The sequence below is a fragment of the Bacillus sp. FSL W8-0629 genome (assembly GCF_038593225.1).
Taxonomy (GTDB): domain Bacteria; phylum Bacillota; class Bacilli; order Bacillales; family Bacillaceae; genus Bacillus; species Bacillus altitudinis.
The window spans coordinates 1,458,878-1,477,754 of sequence record NZ_CP151975.1 but is presented as its reverse complement, the minus strand read 5'-3'; the positions used below and the strand labels follow the sequence as shown (position 1 = coordinate 1,477,754).

Annotated in this window: 17 protein-coding genes; 2 read left to right on the top strand and 15 right to left on the bottom strand. The window is 40.5% G+C overall.

The window, feature by feature from the left end:
• Positions 1–186: 186 nt before the first annotated feature.
• The 11 genes from spoVE to NSQ17_RS07510 all read right to left on the bottom strand — a co-directional run bounded on the left by spoVE (position 187) and on the right by NSQ17_RS07510 (position 14,225).
• A complete protein-coding gene (gene spoVE / locus NSQ17_RS07560) occupies positions 187–1,287 on the bottom strand; it encodes a stage V sporulation protein E (protein ID WP_039166797.1) in 1,101 nt (366 codons plus the stop codon).
• 59 nt (positions 1,288–1,346) lie between these two features.
• Complete coding sequence (murD, locus tag NSQ17_RS07555) at positions 1,347–2,702, bottom strand: UDP-N-acetylmuramoyl-L-alanine--D-glutamate ligase (RefSeq protein WP_058337373.1); 1,356 nt, start codon at positions 2,700–2,702, stop codon at positions 1,347–1,349.
• A complete protein-coding gene (gene mraY, locus NSQ17_RS07550) occupies positions 2,703–3,677 on the bottom strand; it encodes a phospho-N-acetylmuramoyl-pentapeptide-transferase (RefSeq protein ID WP_007499771.1) in 975 nt (324 codons plus the stop codon).
• Positions 3,678–3,813: 136 nt separating this feature from the next.
• Positions 3,814–5,289 (bottom strand): UDP-N-acetylmuramoyl-L-alanyl-D-glutamate--2,6-diaminopimelate ligase, encoded by a 1,476-nt coding sequence (locus NSQ17_RS07545; RefSeq protein WP_039166804.1) that lies wholly within the window; start codon positions 5,287–5,289, stop codon positions 3,814–3,816.
• Positions 5,290–5,500: 211 nt separating this feature from the next.
• On the bottom strand, positions 5,501–7,420 hold the full coding sequence (locus NSQ17_RS07540; RefSeq protein ID WP_019743279.1) for a stage V sporulation protein D: 1,920 nt from the start codon (positions 7,418–7,420) through the stop codon (positions 5,501–5,503).
• A 125-nt stretch (positions 7,421–7,545) separates the two neighbouring features.
• On the bottom strand, positions 7,546–9,696 hold the full coding sequence (locus NSQ17_RS07535; protein WP_024720306.1) for a penicillin-binding protein: 2,151 nt from the start codon (positions 9,694–9,696) through the stop codon (positions 7,546–7,548).
• Between the two features lie 7 nt (positions 9,697–9,703).
• Entirely contained in the window at positions 9,704–10,051 is a 348-nt protein-coding gene (gene ftsL, locus NSQ17_RS07530) for a cell division protein FtsL (protein WP_025207292.1), read from the bottom strand.
• A gap of 36 nt (positions 10,052–10,087) precedes the next feature.
• The gene (gene rsmH, locus NSQ17_RS07525; protein ID WP_007499781.1) at positions 10,088–11,020 is read right to left on the bottom strand and encodes a 16S rRNA (cytosine(1402)-N(4))-methyltransferase RsmH; all 933 of its coding nucleotides are present in this window, start codon (positions 11,018–11,020) and stop codon (positions 10,088–10,090) included.
• A 66-nt stretch (positions 11,021–11,086) separates the two neighbouring features.
• Entirely contained in the window at positions 11,087–11,518 is a 432-nt protein-coding gene (gene mraZ / locus NSQ17_RS07520; RefSeq protein WP_003211163.1) for a division/cell wall cluster transcriptional repressor MraZ, read from the bottom strand.
• Positions 11,519–11,646: 128 nt separating this feature from the next.
• Positions 11,647–13,266, bottom strand: a complete 1,620-nt coding sequence (gene bshC, locus NSQ17_RS07515) for a bacillithiol biosynthesis cysteine-adding enzyme BshC (protein ID WP_342467991.1) — start codon at positions 13,264–13,266, stop codon at positions 11,647–11,649.
• 65 nt (positions 13,267–13,331) lie between these two features.
• A complete protein-coding gene (locus NSQ17_RS07510; RefSeq protein WP_159159609.1) occupies positions 13,332–14,225 on the bottom strand; it encodes a 2-dehydropantoate 2-reductase in 894 nt (297 codons plus the stop codon).
• A gap of 209 nt (positions 14,226–14,434) precedes the next feature.
• Between NSQ17_RS07510 and NSQ17_RS07505 the strand changes: the two genes are divergently transcribed.
• The gene (locus NSQ17_RS07505) at positions 14,435–14,914 is read left to right on the top strand and encodes an N-acetyltransferase (RefSeq protein ID WP_007499784.1); all 480 of its coding nucleotides are present in this window, start codon (positions 14,435–14,437) and stop codon (positions 14,912–14,914) included.
• A 53-nt stretch (positions 14,915–14,967) separates the two neighbouring features.
• On the opposite strand, the gene gerR is transcribed toward NSQ17_RS07505, so the two are convergent.
• From gerR to NSQ17_RS07490, 3 genes are all read right to left on the bottom strand, one after another.
• Positions 14,968–15,507, bottom strand: coding sequence for a sporulation-specific transcriptional regulator GerR (gene gerR / locus NSQ17_RS07500; RefSeq protein WP_017359370.1), 540 nt, complete (start codon positions 15,505–15,507; stop codon positions 14,968–14,970).
• A gap of 138 nt (positions 15,508–15,645) precedes the next feature.
• Positions 15,646–15,819, bottom strand: a complete 174-nt coding sequence (rpmF, locus tag NSQ17_RS07495) for a 50S ribosomal protein L32 (RefSeq protein ID WP_008354700.1) — start codon at positions 15,817–15,819, stop codon at positions 15,646–15,648.
• Between the two features lie 21 nt (positions 15,820–15,840).
• A complete protein-coding gene (locus tag NSQ17_RS07490) occupies positions 15,841–16,359 on the bottom strand; it encodes a DUF177 domain-containing protein (RefSeq protein ID WP_008345010.1) in 519 nt (172 codons plus the stop codon).
• 26 nt (positions 16,360–16,385) lie between these two features.
• Here NSQ17_RS07490 and NSQ17_RS07485 point away from each other — a divergent pair, with 26 nt between their 5' ends.
• Positions 16,386–17,813, top strand: a complete 1,428-nt coding sequence (locus NSQ17_RS07485; protein ID WP_342467990.1) for a nucleotidyltransferase — start codon at positions 16,386–16,388, stop codon at positions 17,811–17,813.
• Between the two features lie 33 nt (positions 17,814–17,846).
• Here the strand turns inward: NSQ17_RS07485 and NSQ17_RS07480 are convergent, their stop codons facing one another.
• A complete protein-coding gene (locus NSQ17_RS07480) occupies positions 17,847–18,875 on the bottom strand; it encodes a SepM family pheromone-processing serine protease (protein ID WP_017359372.1) in 1,029 nt (342 codons plus the stop codon).
• Between the last annotated feature and the right edge of the window lie 2 nt (positions 18,876–18,877).

Sequence of the window (18,877 nt, the reverse complement as noted above, 5' to 3'; positions counted from 1 at the left end):
CCTCAATTTTTTTCTGCTCTGAACAAAGTATAAACCCTGTTTTAAACAACAGGGCTCCGTCAAAACCTGTAAAGAAGAGTTAATCATCATGTTTTCGAAACAGAAACTGCCATTTTCACTCTTCAAATCATTTTTTCATACTTTTGCAAAATAAAAGTCTATATGGTTTCATGAACTATCGGCACATTAATATCTAGCATACCTGCTTACATTCAAAAGTACGCCAATTGCCATCAGCATTAATGTCAGTGATGAACCGCCATAACTTATGAATGGGAGTGTGATGCCCGTCACAGGGATGAGACCAGTGACAACTGCGATATTAATCATTACTTGAATGGCAACCATTGAGATGATGCCCACTGCCAAGAAACTTCCATATAAATCTGGTGCACCGAGGGCTATTCTAATGCCTCTCCACAATAGAACACTAAAGAGCAGCAAAATGAGTGATCCACCTATAAATCCAAGTTCTTCAGACAAAATAGCAAAGATAAAGTCTGTTTGAGGCTCAGGCAAATAGAAGAATTTTTGTCTACTCTGACCTAGCCCCATTCCAAACAGACCGCCTGGACCGACAGCATATAAGGATTGAATAATTTGAAACCCGCTGCCAAGTGGATCCTCCCAAGGATTTAAATAAGATGTAATTCGTTTTATTCGATAGGGTGCTGATAAGACAAGTGCGGCAAATCCGCTAAGCCCTAAAAGACCGAGAAAGATAAAGTGAGCGATTCTCGCACCTGAAACAAATATCATAATAATACAGGTTCCAACCATAACCGTTCCTGTACCTAGGTCCGGCTGCAGCATAATGATGGCAAATGCAGAAAACACAATGCCTAGTGCTGGGGCGAAACCTTTACGAAAGGATGTGATATTCTTTTGCTTTTCAGATAAGAATTTTGCAAGAAACGCAATCATCGCAAGCTTCATAAATTCAGATGGCTGAATACTAAACGCACCGACACCAATCCAGCTTCTTGAACCATTTCTCTCCATACCGATACCAGGAATCAAGACAAGCACGAGTAGGAGAAAACACACTGCAATCAGTATCTTTGACCAAGTCCGCCACGTCCAATAATCGACCCGCATAATGAAAAACATTGCGATAACTCCGATTCCGGCAAACAAAAGCTGTCTTTTTGCAAAATAAAACGAATCATCAAATTTATACGATGCCCACACAGCACTTGCGCTGTACACCATAATTAAACCAATCGTCAATAAAAGTAACGTAATGACAACAAGCAAAAAATCCGGAGAAGTTTTCTTATTCGTCAAGAGACCGACACCCCAAGCATAATTTCATTTGGGCTGTCAGTCATATGAGAGACAAGCCCTTATTTAAGCATATGCACGGCGTTTACAAACATGTCTCCTCGCTCTTCAAATGTTTTATGCTGATCCCAACTTGCACAAGCTGGAGACAATAAAATCACGTCTTCTTCTTCAGATATGCTAAACGCCGCAGGTACTGCTTGTTCAACATTATCGACATGTTTTACGTGATGTATTCCCAGCTCTTCACCAAGCTTCACAAACTTAGGCGCAGTCTCACCAAATGTAATTATTCCTTTTACATTCTTCATAAAAGGTTTTAATTCATCAAATTCATTGCCACGATCCAGTCCACCTGCTAGTAAAATGGTCGGCTGCTTGAAGGCAGACAAAGCTTTACTTGTTGCCAGTATATTGGTCGCTTTACTGTCATTATAAAATTTTCTATTTTGAATCGTCTCCACAAATTGCAAACGATGCTTCACTCCACTAAATGTAGTAAGAACTTGCGCAATCGCTTCGTTTGAGCAGCCTGCATTTTTTACAACACAAATAGCTGCTAGAATATTTTCTTGGTTATGCTCACCAGGAAGAACAACATCCTTGAGGTCAATGACATGTTCATTCATATAGTAGATGGCACCATCTTTAATAAACGCTCCATGTGCTACCGGCTCTTTAACTGAGAAAAACACTTTTTGCGCTTTCGAATCTTCTGCTAGTTTGACAACAGATGGATCATCTAGGTTAACCACAGCTATGTCATCTTCTTGTTGATGTGCATACACTTTCTGTTTTGCTTTTTCGTATTCTTCACGCGTGTGATGATAGTCTAAATGTGCGTCAAAAATATTTAAAATTAAGCTGATTTTAGGTCTGAATTCAACGGTTCCCATTAACTGAAATGAAGAGAGCTCAGTTACGATCCATTCATCGCCCGCTGCACGCGCGGCAACTTCACTTGCGACCGTTCCGATATTACCTGCTACCAATGTTTTTTGGCTGTCTTTTTTCAACATTTCATAAATCAAAGTGGTCGTGGTCGTTTTTCCATTTGATCCGGTAATCCCAATAAAAGGGGATGAGGTCAAATGATACGCCAATTCTATTTCAGTCCAAACTGGAATTTTTCGGCGAAGCGCCTCTTGAACCATCACATTCTCATAAGGAATTCCAGGGTTCTTAATTAAAATCGTAATTTCTTTATCGTCGAACATACGAAGAGGATGACTGCCACAAATGACATCAATCCCCTTTTCAGAAAGTAACTGAGCAGGCTCGTTTTCTTCAAAAGCTTTTTGGTCATTGACCGTCACGTTTATTCCGTGCTCGTGAAGAATTGAGGCTGCCGCATATCCGCTTTTTGCAAGGCCTAGTACTAGTACATGTTCGTCTTTTAACATTTGCATCCTATTCAATTATAACCACACCTCGATGTAAATTCCTAAAACAGCAAGCAATAAACCAGCTGTCCAGAAGGTGACAACTACTCTCCACTCAGACCAGCCAACTAACTCATAGTGATGGTGAAGCGGGCTCATCTTAAAGATTCTTTTTCCAGTTGTTTTGAAGGAGATGACTTGAAGGATAACGGATAACGTTTCAACAACAAATACTCCTCCAATAATGACGAGTAAAATCTCAAGTTTCGTTAAAATGGCAATGGCCACTATGGCACCGCCTAAAGCAAGCGATCCCGTATCACCCATAAATACTTTTGCAGGATGCGCATTAAAGACAAGGAACCCAAGGACAGCGCCTGCTACTGCTACCGAAAAGATCGCCACATCATACTGAGATTGATTCCAAGCCAATATAGCAAAAGCTCCGAATGCAATAGCAGCTGTTCCAGATAATAAACCATCAAGTCCATCCGTAAGGTTTACCGCATTAGAACCACCGACAAGCATGAAAACGACGAGGATAAAGTATGCCCATCCTAAGTCAAAGCTGACATCTGTTCCTGGAATGCGAATAGTCGTTGCAAACTCATAATAATGGAAGACTGCATAGAAAATCACAGCAATCACAATTTGCCCGATCAGTTTTTGTTTCGATGTTAAGCCAAGATTTCGCTTCATCGCTACTTTAATATAATCATCTAAAAATCCTAATAATCCGTAGCCAAGGGTGACAAATAACAATAAAAACATTTCTGGACTAATCTCAGAGAATTTGTTAATCATTACGATCGTTGTAATTGTAATAGAAAAGATAATCATAATTCCGCCCATTGTTGGGGTACCAGATTTCTTTTGGTGAGACTGAGGTCCTTCTTCTCTAATACTTTGACCAAATTTAAGTCTTCTTAAAAACGGAATAAAAATCGGGGATAAAAGAACACTGATTAAAAATCCCATTATGATTGTAAACAATATCACCTGTTCAAGCATTGTTCTTTACTCCTTCCGAATTTCCAAAGCCGTTTTCCATTAGAAAATAGCATTCATTATTATGATATTCATTCGTGTCTTTCGTATGTTGTTTTTGTACAAAATGCTTCATTTCATTACACTCTTTTCATCATTTTTAAGATTTGTTTAGATCTAAAATAGCGTCCGCTGCCACCTTGGCATCATCAAAGTCATAGACTTGATCACCAATGATTTGGTACGTCTCATGGCCTTTTCCAGCTATTAAGACTGTATCGCCCTTTTTTGCATTAGCAATGGCAAAAAAGATGGCCTGTTTCCGGTTCACAAAGCTGTGATAATAGGCGTTTGGCACGCCATTTTCCATGTCTTTCAAAATGGCTGATGGATCTTCACTTCTTGGATTATCTGATGTGAAAACAGGCTCATCTGCATATTTCACAGCGATTTGGGCCATCTGAGGGCGCTTGGTTTTATCACGGTCGCCCCCGCAGCCAACTACACAGAAAATTCTACCTTCTGTTAATTCTCTACACGTAGTCAGTACATTTTCTAAACTGTCAGGTGTGTGCGCATAATCAACGATGACTGGGAAGTCTTGATCAAAATTCACAAGTTCGAATCTTCCTTTGACTCCCTCAAGTTCTTCAATGGCACTAACGATCGTTTCAAACGTTAAGCCTGATACAATTCCTACTGATACAGCTGCTAGAATGTTATACACATTGAATTTCCCAATAAGGGCAACCGTCACATTTTTTGTGCCGATTGGGGTGATCAAATCAAATTGTGTTCCCTTTGGTTTAATTTGAATGTTCTTTGCCATTACATCTGATTCTTGCTCTAAGCCATACGTCATAATTTCAGCAGCTGTGACTTTTTCAAAATAACTAGACGCTTCATCATCTGCATTTAAAATGGCATGCTTCGGCTTATCGTGCTGAAAGGCACTTCCGAGCTGGGAAAAGAGCAAGCTTTTTGCATGTTTATATTCTTCCATTGTGTTGTGGTAGTCCAGATGATCTTGGGTAAGATTTGTAAAGACGGCAATATCATAATCACATCCATGAACACGCCCAAGATGCAAAGCATGTGATGACACTTCCATAATGGCCGTATCTACATCTTGATCAAGCATCTGCTTAAAGGTCTTCTGAAGGGTGACACTCTCAGGTGTTGTGTTTTTCACTTCGAGAATTTCATCGTTTACCTTCATATACATCGTACCGATTAAACCTGTTTTTTTATCGGCTTTTCTCATGATTTGCTCAATCATGTGTGTTGTGGACGTTTTCCCGTTCGTTCCTGTAATACCAATTAGATTGAGTTTATGAGTTGGCTGTTCGTAAAAAGCATCTGCCATTCTTGCAAGTGCTCTTTGAGAGTGTTTTACAATAATGACTGGTACATCTGTTATGTGAAGTGGGTGTTCTGCTACAATCGCTGCAGCCCCGCTTTTCACAGCTTTTTCAGCGTAATCATGTCCATCTACTGTATAGCCTTTTATACAGACAAAAAGACTCCCTTTTTTCACTTCTCTTGAATCCATTTCAATGGAAGTAATCTCCGGATTTTCGTTTATCAGTTCACTGTTTTCACTTTTAAAGTATGTAAGGAGTTCTTGTAATTTCATTTCATATCAAACCTCTCAAATTCGTTCACGTGCATGTCTTTTGAAAAAAACACACAGTCTATATTTTATCGTAAAAAAAAGGATACATCCAGCGTATTCCTTAAGTTTCTCTTGGAAAAAACACACTTTATGCTCTTTTTTTAAAGCGACCCTTCACTTTCAACAAAAAGAGGCAGCCGAATGAGTGCGGCTACCCTCTGTTCATTCTTTATTATTCATCATTTAAGTATAATCGGATCGTGGAACCTTCTTTGACCTTTGTGCCGGCAGCAGGCGATTGCTTCACCACTTTACTGCCAGTTCCTGAAGCATCAATCTTTAAATTAATCAGGAGTGATTCAAGGTCAGAAACAGATCCTCCTACAAGATTCGGTACCTCAATGGTTTTTGTGTCCAGCCATTGGTACTTCTTTTCAATTTGTCCTTTTCTTTTTTTCACGCCCATTTCAGGCAGACTGTCTCGCATAATATGGCCCACAATAGGTGCTGCTACTGTCCCACCAAATTGAATCGTGCCTTTTGGGTTATCTACTGCTACATATACAACAATGCTTGGATCATCCGCAGGTGCAAACCCGATAAATGACACAATGTGGTTATTTTCCATGTACTTTCCGTCTTTTACTTTCTGTGCTGTTCCTGTTTTTCCGCCCACCCGATATCCTTCAACGAATGCATTCCGGCCAGTTCCTTGAGCGACTACACTTTCAAGGGCATACCTGATTTCTTTAGACGTCTCCGCTGAAATGACTTTCTTCTTGGCAATTGGTGATTGCTTTTTCACCACCTCTTTTGTAATTGGATCGATCCATTCTTTTGCAATATACGGCGTGTACAGCGTTCCTCCATTTACTGCGGCTGCCACTGCAGCTACTTGTTGAATCGGCGTAACAGATACACCTTGACCAAAGGCTGTTGTTGCCTGTTCTACAGGACCAACACGATCAAGCGGGAACAAAATTCCTCTACCTTCTCCTTGAAGGTCGATGCCTGTCTTTTGACCAAAGCCGAAATTTTTAATATAAGAAAATAATTTATCTTTTCCAAGACGGTCGCCTAGCTCGACGAATCCTGGGTTACAAGAGTTTTGTACCACTTCTAGAAACGACTGTGATCCATGTCCTCCCTTTTTCCAGCATCTGAGCCTTGCGCCATCCACTGTCACAGATCCGCTGTCAAAGAATTGATCACGTTTTAAATTTACTTTATTTTCTTCTAGGGCAGCTGCCAGTGTAATGATTTTAAACGTCGATCCTGGCTCATATGTGCTCCACACCGGTAAGTTTCGGTTAAATACTTTTGAATCAACTGATTGATAGTCAGCCGGATCAAAGTCAGGTCTGCTCGACATTCCCAGCACCTCACCATTTTTCGGATTCATGGCAATGGCAATCATGCCATCTGGGTTATATTTTGCCTGGGCATTGTCTAGTTCTCGTTCGATGATGGTTTGCACTTTTGAATCAACTGTTAATTTCATATCAAGCCCATCTTTAGGCGGTGTATAATCATCTGCTTCATCTGGCATTTTCTGCCCTTTTGCATCAGAATAAAATTTCACAGAGCCTTTTTCACCTTTTAGGTCATCATCATAGTACGCTTCTAGTCCAAGTAAGCCTTGATTATCAATTCCAGCAAAACCTAATACATGAGATAAGAAACTTCCAAACGGGTAATGTCTGATGCTGTCTTCTGCTACATAGACTCCATCTAAATCGAGCTCTCTGACTTCTTTTGCTTTTTCATGAGATACTTTTCTCCCCTCTGGAGAAATCCGCTCTATAGACGTTTTCTTGGTGACATGCTTGTACGCTTTCTCCTCAGACATATTCAGTACTGCAGCTAATTTTTTGCTTGTTTCTGCTGGGTCTTTCACTTGCCGCGGCACGACTAAAATAGAGGGAGCACTTTTGTTCGTCGCAAGCTCCACCCCATTTCGGTCCAAAATATCTCCTCGTTCTGGTTCAAATGGAAGGTTACGGCTCCATGAATCTTTCGCTAAACTAGTCAGCTTCTCGCCCATAATAAACTGCACATATCCTAATCTAGTATCTATGATGAAAAAAATGATCACCCCAAACAGCAGCACGAAAAGCAATCGTTTTCTCACTGTTACACTTGACACTCGCACGCCCGGTTCACTCCTTACATATGGCTTGTTTTCATCATATGCAGGCTCGTCTTTTTATAGAACGATCTCGTCCATCGCTCAAGCAAAAGAAAAAAACCTAGCAAATGATTTGCTAGGTTTTTAAGTTAATTTGGACTTTTGAAGGTCACTGTGACGACTTTATCTGAAATCTCTGCTCCACTTTTCACGCTTTGTTTGACAGCATATCCCTGTCCATTTGTTTCAATATGCACACCTGAAATAGACGCATATTGAAGAACTTCCCTTCTGGACCAGCCTGTCATATCAGGCATTTTAATGGTTTTCCCTGCTGTTTTCAAAAAGACTTTCTGGCTTTCAGAGAATTCAGAGCCCGCATTTGGCCATTGGCGTTTAATGGATAAACCGTCACCAATAACAACAGGTGATAACTTTTTGTTTTTTGCTTCTGTTTCTGCCTGTTTCACTTCTAAATCTAGGAATGACGGCATTGTTTCTTGTTTTATTTTCTGTTTGCCAGATTTTTTATCGTCTGTTTTTGTTGGTGCGATATTTAAATAGAGCAAACTATTTTTCATCACAGGGTTAAAGATTTCTGAAACAGGGGCAGAGCCTGTTTGTGTTTCAGATAGCTGAGGCTGTTGGACAGCCACATAAACGAGCAGCTTCGGATCATCTTTTGGTGCCATTCCCATAAATGAAAAGACGTAATCGTTTCTCCCTTGAAGGTAGCCGCCAGCACCGCCAATTTGTCCTGTACCCGTTTTCCCAGCGACATCAAAACCTTTGATTTGGTATGGCTGTCCAGTGCCAATTTTTGAGGAAACGACCTCACCTAAAATGTCACGGACTTGCTTCGCTGTATCAGAAGAAATTGGTTTTCCTGCTACTGTTGGTTCGTGCTGTAAAATTGTTTTGTTTGTGTTCGGGTCTGTAATATGATCGATTACATATGGCTTCATCATCGTTCCACCGTTTGCAATGGCTGTCGCCGCTTCAATTTGCTGAATTGGGGTAATCGCGGACGCCTGACCATAAGCAGTCGATGCTTTGTCATATTCGTATCTGAAATTGATTTTACTAGACGCTTCGTTCGGCAAGTCTATGCCTGTTTTGTCATAGAAATGGAATTTTTGCAAGTATTGTTCATAGCGTGTGAAACCTAATTTTTCTTTTGCCAATTTCGCAAAAGCTACGTTTGAAGAACGTAGAACACCTTCATGAAAATCAATTTTTCCCCAGCCATTTCCGTTGTTATGGTCTCTTACAAGACCGCCGCCTACTTTATAAGTACCAGACTGATACTTGTCACTGCCTTGGTACACTCCTTCTTGGATAGCAGCAGCAAGTGTGAAAATTTTCATCGTTGAACCTGGTTCAAATGCGTAAGAAATGACATCGTTGTTATAATTCGTAATGTCGAGTTCATTTAAATTAAAGCTTGGCCGCTGTCCCATTGCAAGAACTCTTCCAGTTTTCGGATCAACGACTGTCGCAATGATTTTCTTCGGCTTATATTTTTTAGCGACCTGCGTCATACTTTCTTCAAGAAATGCTTGAATTTTTTGGTCGATGGTCAGTGTGACGTTTTTCCCGTCTTTCGGGGCAACGATGTCTTCTTTACTATTCGGAAGTGCCCATCCGCTTCTGTCGCTGTTATACGTTACATAGCCATCTTTTTCTTTTAAATATTTATTCAGAGCCTTTTCTAGACCCATTGCGCCTGACATGTCCTTGGTGGCTTCATCTAATCTAGCATAACCGATTAAGTTCGAAGCGAACATGCCGTTTGGATAATACCTCTTTGTATCTTTTTCAAAGGCGATCCCAGGAAGTTTTAGCTTTTCAATTTTTTCCTTAGTTGAAAAACTAATATCCTTTCCGGCTTTACCAAACTCGACTTGGAACGCATCTTTTGTATTCAGACGCTTTAAAATTTCACTCTCACTCATATCAATGACTTTTGACAGCTCTTTTGCTGTCTTTTCTTTGTCAACGACATGCATCGGATGCTTTGGATCGACCGTCATTTTCTTGCTCATGATCGCAATCAGTTTATACACAGATGTATCTTCTGCAATCACATTTCCGTTTCTGTCTAAAATGGACCCTCTTTTGGCTTCAAGTGTTTTTTTCGATTGATATTGTTCATTGGCTTTTGCAGCTAACACTTGTCCATCGACGGTTCCCGTAATCTGAATATAAATAAAACGTGCAAGGATGATAAAGAAAAACAGGGCGAAGCAAATACTCGCAATTGCCGCGCCTCTGTTCATCATTTTATTCTTTTTAGGCATCGCCATGTTAATCGACCTTCTTAACATCTTTCGACATGCTTAAGCCTGCTTTTTTAGCGGCTTCAATGATTCTCTCTGGTTCACTTAGTAAATCTTTTTGCTTTTGCAGTTCAGTGATCTTTTTCGATTCTAAAGACACTTGCTGTTCTAGTTTCTGCACTTCGATATTTGCGTGATAAACAGCAAAGGCTTTCGAAATGATGAGGATCGAGCTGCACATGAGAGCCATGACAAACATGACAAGTAAGATTTTTTCACCAAGTGTAATAGAACCTCTTCTTCTAATCACAACCGATTGACCTTGTTGCTCGGTTTGATGTTGCTTTACTTCTCTTTGGTAAGCCAAATTACTCATAAGAAACCTCCTTTTTATCATCATCTATGGTGTCGTTTACTTTTTTTCTGCAATTCGGAGCTTCGCTGAACGGGCACGGTTGTTATATTCCAGCTCTTGTTCTGATGCAACGATTGGTTTTCTCGTGATCAGCTTCAGTTTTGGTTCAAGTCCTTCTGGAATCACTGGCAGTCCGTGCGGAAGTTCTGGAAGAGAAGACATTTCTTTAAATGTACTTTTACAAATCCGATCTTCAAGTGAATGGAATGTAATGACAGAAATTCTCCCCTTCGGATTGAGTAACTCTATTGCTTGTTCTAGTGCTTCTTCAAATACTTTCAATTCATCATTTACGGCAATTCGGATCGCTTGAAATACTCTTTTCGCTGGATGTCCGCCTTTTCGTCTTGCAGGTGCGGGAATTCCTTCTTTAATAATGTCGACAAGCTCTCCTGTTGTTTCAATTGGCGCTTTTTTTCTGGCTTCTTCAATTTTGCGTGCGATTTGCTTGCTGAACTTTTCTTCCCCATATTTGTAGAAAATCCGAACTAGATCTTCAAATGGCCATTCATTCACCACTTGTTTTGCCGACAAAGCAGCGGTTTGATCCATTCGCATGTCAAGAGGTGCATCATGGTGATAACTAAAGCCTCTCTCTGGTGTGTCAAGCTGAGGTGATGAAACCCCAAGGTCAAAAATCACACCGTCTACGCTTGTAATTCCTTGTTCATTCAGACGTTCTTTTAAATATCGGAAGTTGCTTTTTATGAAAAGAATGTTCGCTTTAACATGTGCGAGCTTCTCTCGTGCATGATCCAGTGCAGCATCGTCTTGGTCAAACCCAATTAATGTACCTTTTTCTGATAATTGAGATAGTAAATATGAGCTATGACCTGCGCCGCCTAGCGTGCAGTCCACATATGTACCGTCTTCTTTGACGTTTAAACCGTCAACTGTTTCTTTTAATAATACTGTCTCATGTTGAAACATGATGATATGGTCCCACCTTTTTCAAATAGAAATGAATGTGTAGAAAGCTTGCTGCACAAGGGATTATTATATATCAAATCCAATCATGTTTTCAGCAATTTCAGCAAAAGAATCTTCTTGCTCTTCTGTATATTGTTCCCAGATCGACTTACTCCACAACTCAATTCGATTTGAAACGCCGATGACCACACATTCTTTTTCGAGTTTTGCATATTGGAGTAGGTTGGATGCGATGTTAATGCGCCCCTGCTTGTCCAGATCACATTCAACTGCGCCGGAGAAGAAGAACCGGGTAAACGCACGTGCATCTTTTTTCGTTAGCGGCAGTGCTTTGAGTTTCTCTTCAATTAGTTTCCACTCACTCATAGGGTAGCCAAATAAACATTGATCAAGCCCTCTCGTCAGCACAAACTGTTCTCCGAGACCGTCTCTAAATTTAGCAGGGATGATCATGCGCCCTTTTGTATCAATCGTATGTTGGTATTCACCCATGAACATGATCATCAGAGCCCCACTTTCTCACCTATACTCTCCACTATCCACCACTTCTCTCCACAAAACTTATTTTACACTGTTTCTACATAAAAAAAAACCCTGAACTAGTCAGGGTTCATTAAAACTTTATTTCAAAGTTTGACAATTTGTTGCTTGTTTTGAAATGAAAATGGCAGATTTTTGAACGTTTTGAAGAATTCTAGACCATATTTGTTTAAAAAGTACATGATATTCCAAATTCTTTCTTGTGGTGCTTCGAGTGGTTTTAAACTATTTTCAATCCGTTCAAAATCTCGAAGGATGTATCCTTCCTTCTCTTCCACACGCTTTGCAACCTTTTGATAAACAAATTGAAGCTGGTCTTCTATAAATTTGGAATTTTTATCTAATAGCTGTTCAAAGCTTGGTTCGATCTCTAGCGCTTCTTGTCTCATGGCCTCGTGAACATTCGCTAATTCACGTTTAGCATGTTGAACCGATTGAACGAAGCTGTCTGGAAGACTGTGCTGAAAGTGCGCATCCTTCTTTTCTTTCACGCCTTTTGTCAGCACTTCTTCAACCGACAATTCTCTTATCGGCAGCTTCTTATCAATATGCCTTTCAAGAATGGTGACGTGCAATCTTGGAAGAACGGGTGCCATTTTGACATCGAAGTACTCGAAGATGCCTTTCAGCTCACCCCAATAGTTCACTTCACCGTGTCCAGCCATAAAAGCAAGCGTTGGAAGAAGGGTTTCCTGCATCAATGGACGGGTCACCACATTATTGCTAAACCGCTCTGGGTGCTCCTCGACTTCCTGCAAAAGCTCATCTTTTGTCCAAGTAAGCCCCACTTCAGATATAGAAAATTGGCCATTCTCTTGTTCAATGAGGAAACGCTCATCATCATATTCGTAAAACAAGTTGGCTTGATGGTCACCAGCTTCAATAATCGGCTGATACCCCGCTTGTTCCATGGCAGCCTGCGTGTTATTTAAGTGAGCCACGATCGCATCACTCGACTCCACAATTTGCTTGAATAACGTACGTTCAAGTGGCTTCACGCCGAAGTCTCCTGAATTCAATAACAGCAGTCCATCTTCTTCAAATAGATCGCAAACAATCCACTCAAAGAAATCAGTAAACGTTTCTGATTTGCGTAAACATCGAAGAAGCTGATCAAACAAGTCATTTGTGTAAGCAGATTCCTCATAGGTTGAAAATACATCACGAAGCCATCTCTCTGTTTTCTCTTGGTGGAGAGGTGTTCTTTTCGCAGCTGTTTTTTTCACATGATGTAATGGAAGCTTTTGTTTGACTGGGCCTTTTTCGCCAGACGTGTACACAAAGTTAATTTCGTCTACGTCGTGATCTTCACCCGCTACCCAAAAGACCGGAATAACAGGAACGCCAAGCTCTGATTCTTTTTCTTTGGCAAACTGAATAATGGAAATGATTTTATGTATGGTATAAAGCGGACCTGTCAGTAGGCCTGCCTGCTGTCCTCCAACCACCATGACGCTCCGTTCATCACGGATCTTCTCAATATTCTCACGCATCGCAGCCGAATCAAATTTTGCATGATATGCGCTCATATAATCCGCTAAAGCCTCGCGCGGGAAGCTCCTTTCCATGAGATCGTCGTATCTCTTTTTCCATGTGTGCTCAGAATGTATATCATAATCAAAAAAAGCAGTCATCTCTTTTTTTTCTTCTATATAATCACGTATGAATAAATTCTGACTTCGGATGGAAAGTTCAGTCAATTGCATGTTTAGAACTTCCTTTCTTCAATAAATAGTTAGTTTCCCGAAAAAAGTATAGCATGTAAATGAGCTCACTCAAAAGATTTTGTTTGCTTTTTTTCCAATACTTCCAAGCTTCTATTCAAGAAAGTGAGGAATGGCGGCGTCATCCCTTGACCTTGAGCTTTTTTTAAAAGGTAGCCAATGATTGCTTTTCTTTCAGTTTGGCGGCCTTTGACGATATCTTGCAGCATCGACGATTGATTGGCAGCCGTTTGATGACAAATTGATTTCACATGAGCCCATAGACGATCTTTCTCAAGCAACCCTAGAATGGAAACCGCTTCTTCAAATGCACATGTCATCATATGTTCATATGACGGGTTCGATACCAATTCCCCATTATTCACATGTAATAAAGCCGTCAACGGATTAATACACACATTGACGAGCAGTTTTTCCTCCAGTACTTTCTTCCATTCATCTGTATAAACCATTTGAAAATCGACCGTTGATAGTTCACTACCCATAGGTTCTTTTTCCTCATGCAGAAATGCTCCCCACTTGATGACACCAATTCCTGTATGGTTTACTGCGCGATCAGACACCTTCATTGCGCCATGCTCTACTACACCAATATATAACTGATGTGCCGTTTTCCAGTTCTTTAAATCGACGAGGTGGGCCATTCCGTTCTGCAAAAATAAGATCCGATGACGAGGCAGTCCCGATAATTCCCCTAGAACATCTTGCAGATGATGATACTTCACTGTCACAATCAGCAAATCAAATATTCCTTTGACCCCCGTATCGGCCCCAACAGCTGATTGAATGGTTTCCCCTCTTACCATTCGTTCGATGCCTAATGCTCGAATTTCTTCTGCCTGCTGTTTTCTTCTTGTAAAGACGGTGATGTCATGATGCTCTGATAAATAACTGGCACAAAGCAGACCAATCGCACCACCGCCAATGATTCCAATTTTCAATTGCCGCACTTCCTTTTTTCTGTTTACTTCATGTTATCAACCATTTTACCAGTTTAGTGCTACGATGCAAAAAGCAGATAACGCGCTATGATTGAATTTTTTTAATTAAAAAACTATAATAATAAGTGTAAAAACTTTTTAGGCGGATGGGATGAAAACGCCTTCAATGACATCACTGTCGACATTATGTGTGTAAGGGGGAAGATCACATGACACAAGTAAAACGTCTTCTGATTAACTACAAAACATTAGAGGAATTTAAACAATTTAAGGAATATGGCATACAAGAACTTTCCATGCTTGAAGACCTAGAAAGTAATATGATTGAAAATGACAGCAACTCTCCATTTTATGGGATTTACTTTGGAGATAAGCTTGTGGCACGTATGAGCCTCTATCAAGTAGATGGCTCGACGACGACGTATTTTGACCATAATCATGATTATCTAGAGCTGTGGAAGCTAGAAGTGTTGCCAGGATATCAACGTAAAGGATACGGCGAAGCACTTGTTGATTTCGCAAAATCTTTTGGCCTTCCAATCCGAACGAATCCACGCGTCAAATCCGCCGGTTTTTGGGATAAAATGGGCTTTGAAGCGGTGAAATATGATATGGAACGCGATAAAGGAGAAAACCCACTCATTTGGGAGCCTGCACATATTCAAAAGAACACAGGTGAGTCCGCTTAATCATTTTAATCATTAAGAAAACGCCCCTCTTTCCATCTATGAGGGGCGTTTTCTTATTTTGCGTAATCTTTTAAGCTGATATTCTGTTTGACTCTTTCAACAATACCAATAAGTGCCCGGTAATCTTCTTCTGTCATTTTTAATTGACGTTTCAGCTGTTCATTTTCTTCGGTGAGTGATTTTAATTGATGCTGTGCATCTTTAAGCTCCTCCCGTAAATAAGCTGGACCAGATGGTTCTTTCTCAAGCTGCTCTAGAAACCGAATTACTTCTCGAAGCGTCAGTTCAGTCTGATCAGAAGATGCCTTCTCTTCTATGGTGAACGCATGCTGCGGTAAACCCGAAGAATGGATACCAATTTTTTTACGCAGTTCTTTTCGCTGTTTTTTGGCAAGCTCAATGCCTGCCTGGTACTGCTTTCTGACGTAAGAATTCCACCTGAATCCACATGCTGCTGCTGTTCTTGACAATGCTTTTCCAACCTCTTCAAATGCTGAAAGCTGGGTACCCCCATCTCGGATATGCCTTAAAACAACTTCTGCTAAAAGTAAATCTTCATCTTGTGTCCATGCGTCCTGCCGTGTAATCGTCAACTCATCATCCCCCCTGAATCTGAATACCACATCATATGCGCTTACTAGAGTAGATAGACTATTTGCAGGAGAGAAACCTAAAAAATAGATCAATAAAAAAACGCAAGGGAAGATTCCCTCACGTTTTTTTATCAAGCATTAGTTGCTTTTTACGTCTTTGCCTTTGTATGTTCCGCAAGATTTGCAGACACGATGAGAAATTTTCATTTCACCGCATTCTGGGCAAGCTACCATACCAGGTACTTGTAGTTTGAAATGCGTACGACGCAATCTTTTTTTCATTTTAGAAGTTCTTCTAAAAGGTACAGCCATTATTCCCACCTCCTTAAAGAGTTAAGATTCATTATTTTCTTCTAAGAGCTTCTTCAAGCCTTCCAGACGAGGATCAATTCGGTTTTGATGTGCATCTTCCGAAATGACCGCCCAGTCATTCCCTTCCTGTGGTGCAGCACCTTTTACGTCAGCTTGGTCGCAAAAGATTTGCATGGGCACTTCAAGAAGAATTTCTTCCTTGACTATAGGCGTTAAGTCGATGATATCGTCTTCTACAACAGATACGTCTTCATCTTCTATATCGTCTGTCTTATGAAGTACAAATAGTTCTTTTGTTGAAATCGCAAATGGATAATTTACATCAACAAGCGTTCTTGAACAAGGCAATGTCATTTCACCTGTGATGGTTAAATCAAATGCGACTTGCTTTGATTCGATCACTCCAGTCCCTTTCACCTCTACTGGTGAAATGCGACGTATATCTGAATGAAGGCTAGTAAGTTCATTTAAGTCAACCGTCTCATGAAAATCGAAGCTGTTTTTAGCTTTTTGATGTAACTGATAAACTGTCCATTTCAATTGTATCACCTCTAAGAGCAACAAACATGATTATAGCTTTCATCATGCTATTTGTCAATATTTTTTCTTTACAGTCCTTCATGATGTCAAAGGGCTGTTTGACATCAGTTCTCGGAATGCCTACACTGAAAAAAATGGTCTTCATTTTTCCCTTATGCTACTGTAGCACAGACCATTTAACCATAGCAAGAAAGGCGGAACATCTATTGAAAGCAGTGGGAGTCGTTGTCGAGTACAATCCATTTCATTATGGACATGCCTATCATGTGAATCAGGCGAAAAAACAAACCTCCTCAGATGTTGCCATTGCCGTCATGAGCGGTTCTTTCCTCCAGCGCGGGGAGCCTGCCATCGTCTCAAAATGGGCACGTACAAAAATGGCACTGCAAAACGGCGTAGACATTGTGTGTGAGCTTCCATACATATATGCCGTACAAAAGGCAGAAACCTTCGCCAATGGGGCTGTGTCCATCCTCGATACATTAAAATGCCATTCTCTTTTTTTCGGCAGTGAGGATGGAGAGATCAACGCATTTGAGCGCACAGCACACGCTTGGCATGAAAAAAAGGCAGAGATTGATCTTTTAACAAAAGAAAAGGTGAAAGAAGGTCTTAGTTATCCCTCAGCAGCAGCAGGTGCGTTTCAAGATGCCATTCATTCTGAACACTTACTGGATTTGTCCAAACCAAATAACATTTTAGGCTTTCATTATGTTAAAGCCATCTTAGAGAGAGCTCCACACATGCAGCCTTTTACGTCTCAAAGAATTGCATCTGATTATCATGATGAAGAACTGCCTGACAACCAAAAAATCGCAAGCGCCACAAGTATCCGAAAAGCATTAAAAGAACAGAGCTCATTTCAAGCAGTCACGCCCTACCTCCCAGACGCTACTTTAAAGCAATTACACGACTATCATTCTTCATATGGTCTTTTACATACGCAAGAAGCCTATTTTCGCTTTCTGAAACACGTTTTTCATACAATGGATACGAGTGAACTAGAGGGCATCTATGAAATTGAAGAAGGCATTGAACACCGCATGCAAAAAGCCATGACACATGCATCTTCCTACGAGGAGTATCTATCACTTGTCAAAACAAAACGATATACGTGGACAAGGTTACAGCGGATGAATACGCATCTATTAATGAACGTGAAGAAAAAGACGATGCACGAGCTGCTTGAAGAGAAAAAAGCGCCCTATATTCGTTTACTTGGAATGACAAGGAAAGGACAACAGTACTTGTCTCTTGTAAAAAAAGAGTTGGATGTAACACTTGTGAGTAAACTGTCTTCCTTTTCACATCCCGCCCTTGATCTTGATATTCGCGCTTCAAGGGTGTTCAGCCTTCCCATCTCTGAACCCATGCAAACAGAGTTAACAAAAGCAGAGTTTAAAACATCACCGATTCGATATGATGAAGAGAGCGGACTCTTTTCATCTCGATAGAAAAAAGCAGCCTGATTTGCAGGCTGCTCTTTTTTATGATGCTTTCTCTTTTAATTTGTTTAAATAGTTTAGTGCGTCCTGCATGGTATCCACAGGAACGATTTTCATATCACTTTTAATATCTTTTGCTGTTTTGACTGCATTTTTGTAGTCAGAGTTTGGGTCACCTTTATCATTCGGTGCAAAGAAGATGTCTTTTCCTGCTTTGTCTGCTGCAACAACCTTTTGATCAATTCCGCCAATCGGTCCGACTGTACCATCTGCATCAATCGTTCCAGTTCCTGCGATCGCATAGCCATGTGTTTCATCTTCTTTTGTCAGCTGATTGTAAATTTCAAGTGACATCATTAAACCAGCCGATGGACCGCCGATGTTTTCAATATCCACTTTCACAGAAGGAGACACTTTCACATGACGGTCTGTAAATAGTGATACGCCAATTCCCACTCGTTTTGGCTCTTCTTTAAATGGTTTTAACGTCACGTTCTGCGTAATTTCTTTGCCATTACGTTCAAGTACAAAACGGACAGTCGTGCCTGCTTTTTTACTGCTGATATACGAAACCATTTTATCTGCTGACTCATATGTATGGCCGTCGACGCTTTTGATCTTATCGCCAACTTCAATCTTCCCATATGCAGGCATTCCTTTCATCACATAGCTCGCATATACCCCATTAAACGTATAATCTACTTTTTTCCCCGCTTTTGTATAAGCGGCAATCATTGCATTTTCTTGAGAACTTTTCATGAGCTGCAGCTGCCGTTTCATATAATCCTCATCAGACTCTCCGTCCGCTTTAATATTTTCTTCTGGAACGATTTCGTCATACTTGTTCATTTTTGCAAGTAAATACGTATATGGATTGGCTGGACCTACTTTAATGGTCATAAGAGAAAAGCTGCCTTTCTCGCCATATCCTCCGTCTACTTGAATGTGTGGCGCAATTTCTGTTGCATCACCTGGCTTTGTGACGTAATAGGGCAGTTTCACAAAAGTTAAGCCAAATAAGACTAGAACAACAGCAAAAAAGCTGAGCCAGCGAATATTTAATTTTTTCATTC

Coding starts and splice junctions, on each gene's coding strand:
- mraY (WP_007499771.1), bottom strand. CDS start 3,677: ATGCTTGAACAGGTGATATTGTTTACAATCATAATGGGATTTTTAATC.
- NSQ17_RS07545 (WP_039166804.1), bottom strand. CDS start 5,289: ATGAAATTACAAGAACTCCTTACATACTTTAAAAGTGAAAACAGTGAA.
- NSQ17_RS07535 (WP_024720306.1), bottom strand. CDS start 9,696: ATGCCTAAAAAGAATAAAATGATGAACAGAGGCGCGGCAATTGCGAGT.
- ftsL (WP_025207292.1), bottom strand. CDS start 10,051: ATGAGTAATTTGGCTTACCAAAGAGAAGTAAAGCAACATCAAACCGAG.
- rsmH (WP_007499781.1), bottom strand. CDS start 11,020: ATGTTTCAACATGAGACAGTATTATTAAAAGAAACAGTTGACGGTTTA.
- mraZ (WP_003211163.1), bottom strand. CDS start 11,518: ATGTTCATGGGTGAATACCAACATACGATTGATACAAAAGGGCGCATG.
- bshC (WP_342467991.1), bottom strand. CDS start 13,266: ATGCAATTGACTGAACTTTCCATCCGAAGTCAGAATTTATTCATACGT.
- NSQ17_RS07505 (WP_007499784.1), top strand. CDS start 14,435: ATGACACAAGTAAAACGTCTTCTGATTAACTACAAAACATTAGAGGAA.
- rpmF (WP_008354700.1), bottom strand. CDS start 15,819: ATGGCTGTACCTTTTAGAAGAACTTCTAAAATGAAAAAAAGATTGCGT.
- NSQ17_RS07485 (WP_342467990.1), top strand. CDS start 16,386: ATGATTATAGCTTTCATCATGCTATTTGTCAATATTTTTTCTTTACAG.
- NSQ17_RS07480 (WP_017359372.1), bottom strand. CDS start 18,875: ATGAAAAAATTAAATATTCGCTGGCTCAGCTTTTTTGCTGTTGTTCTA.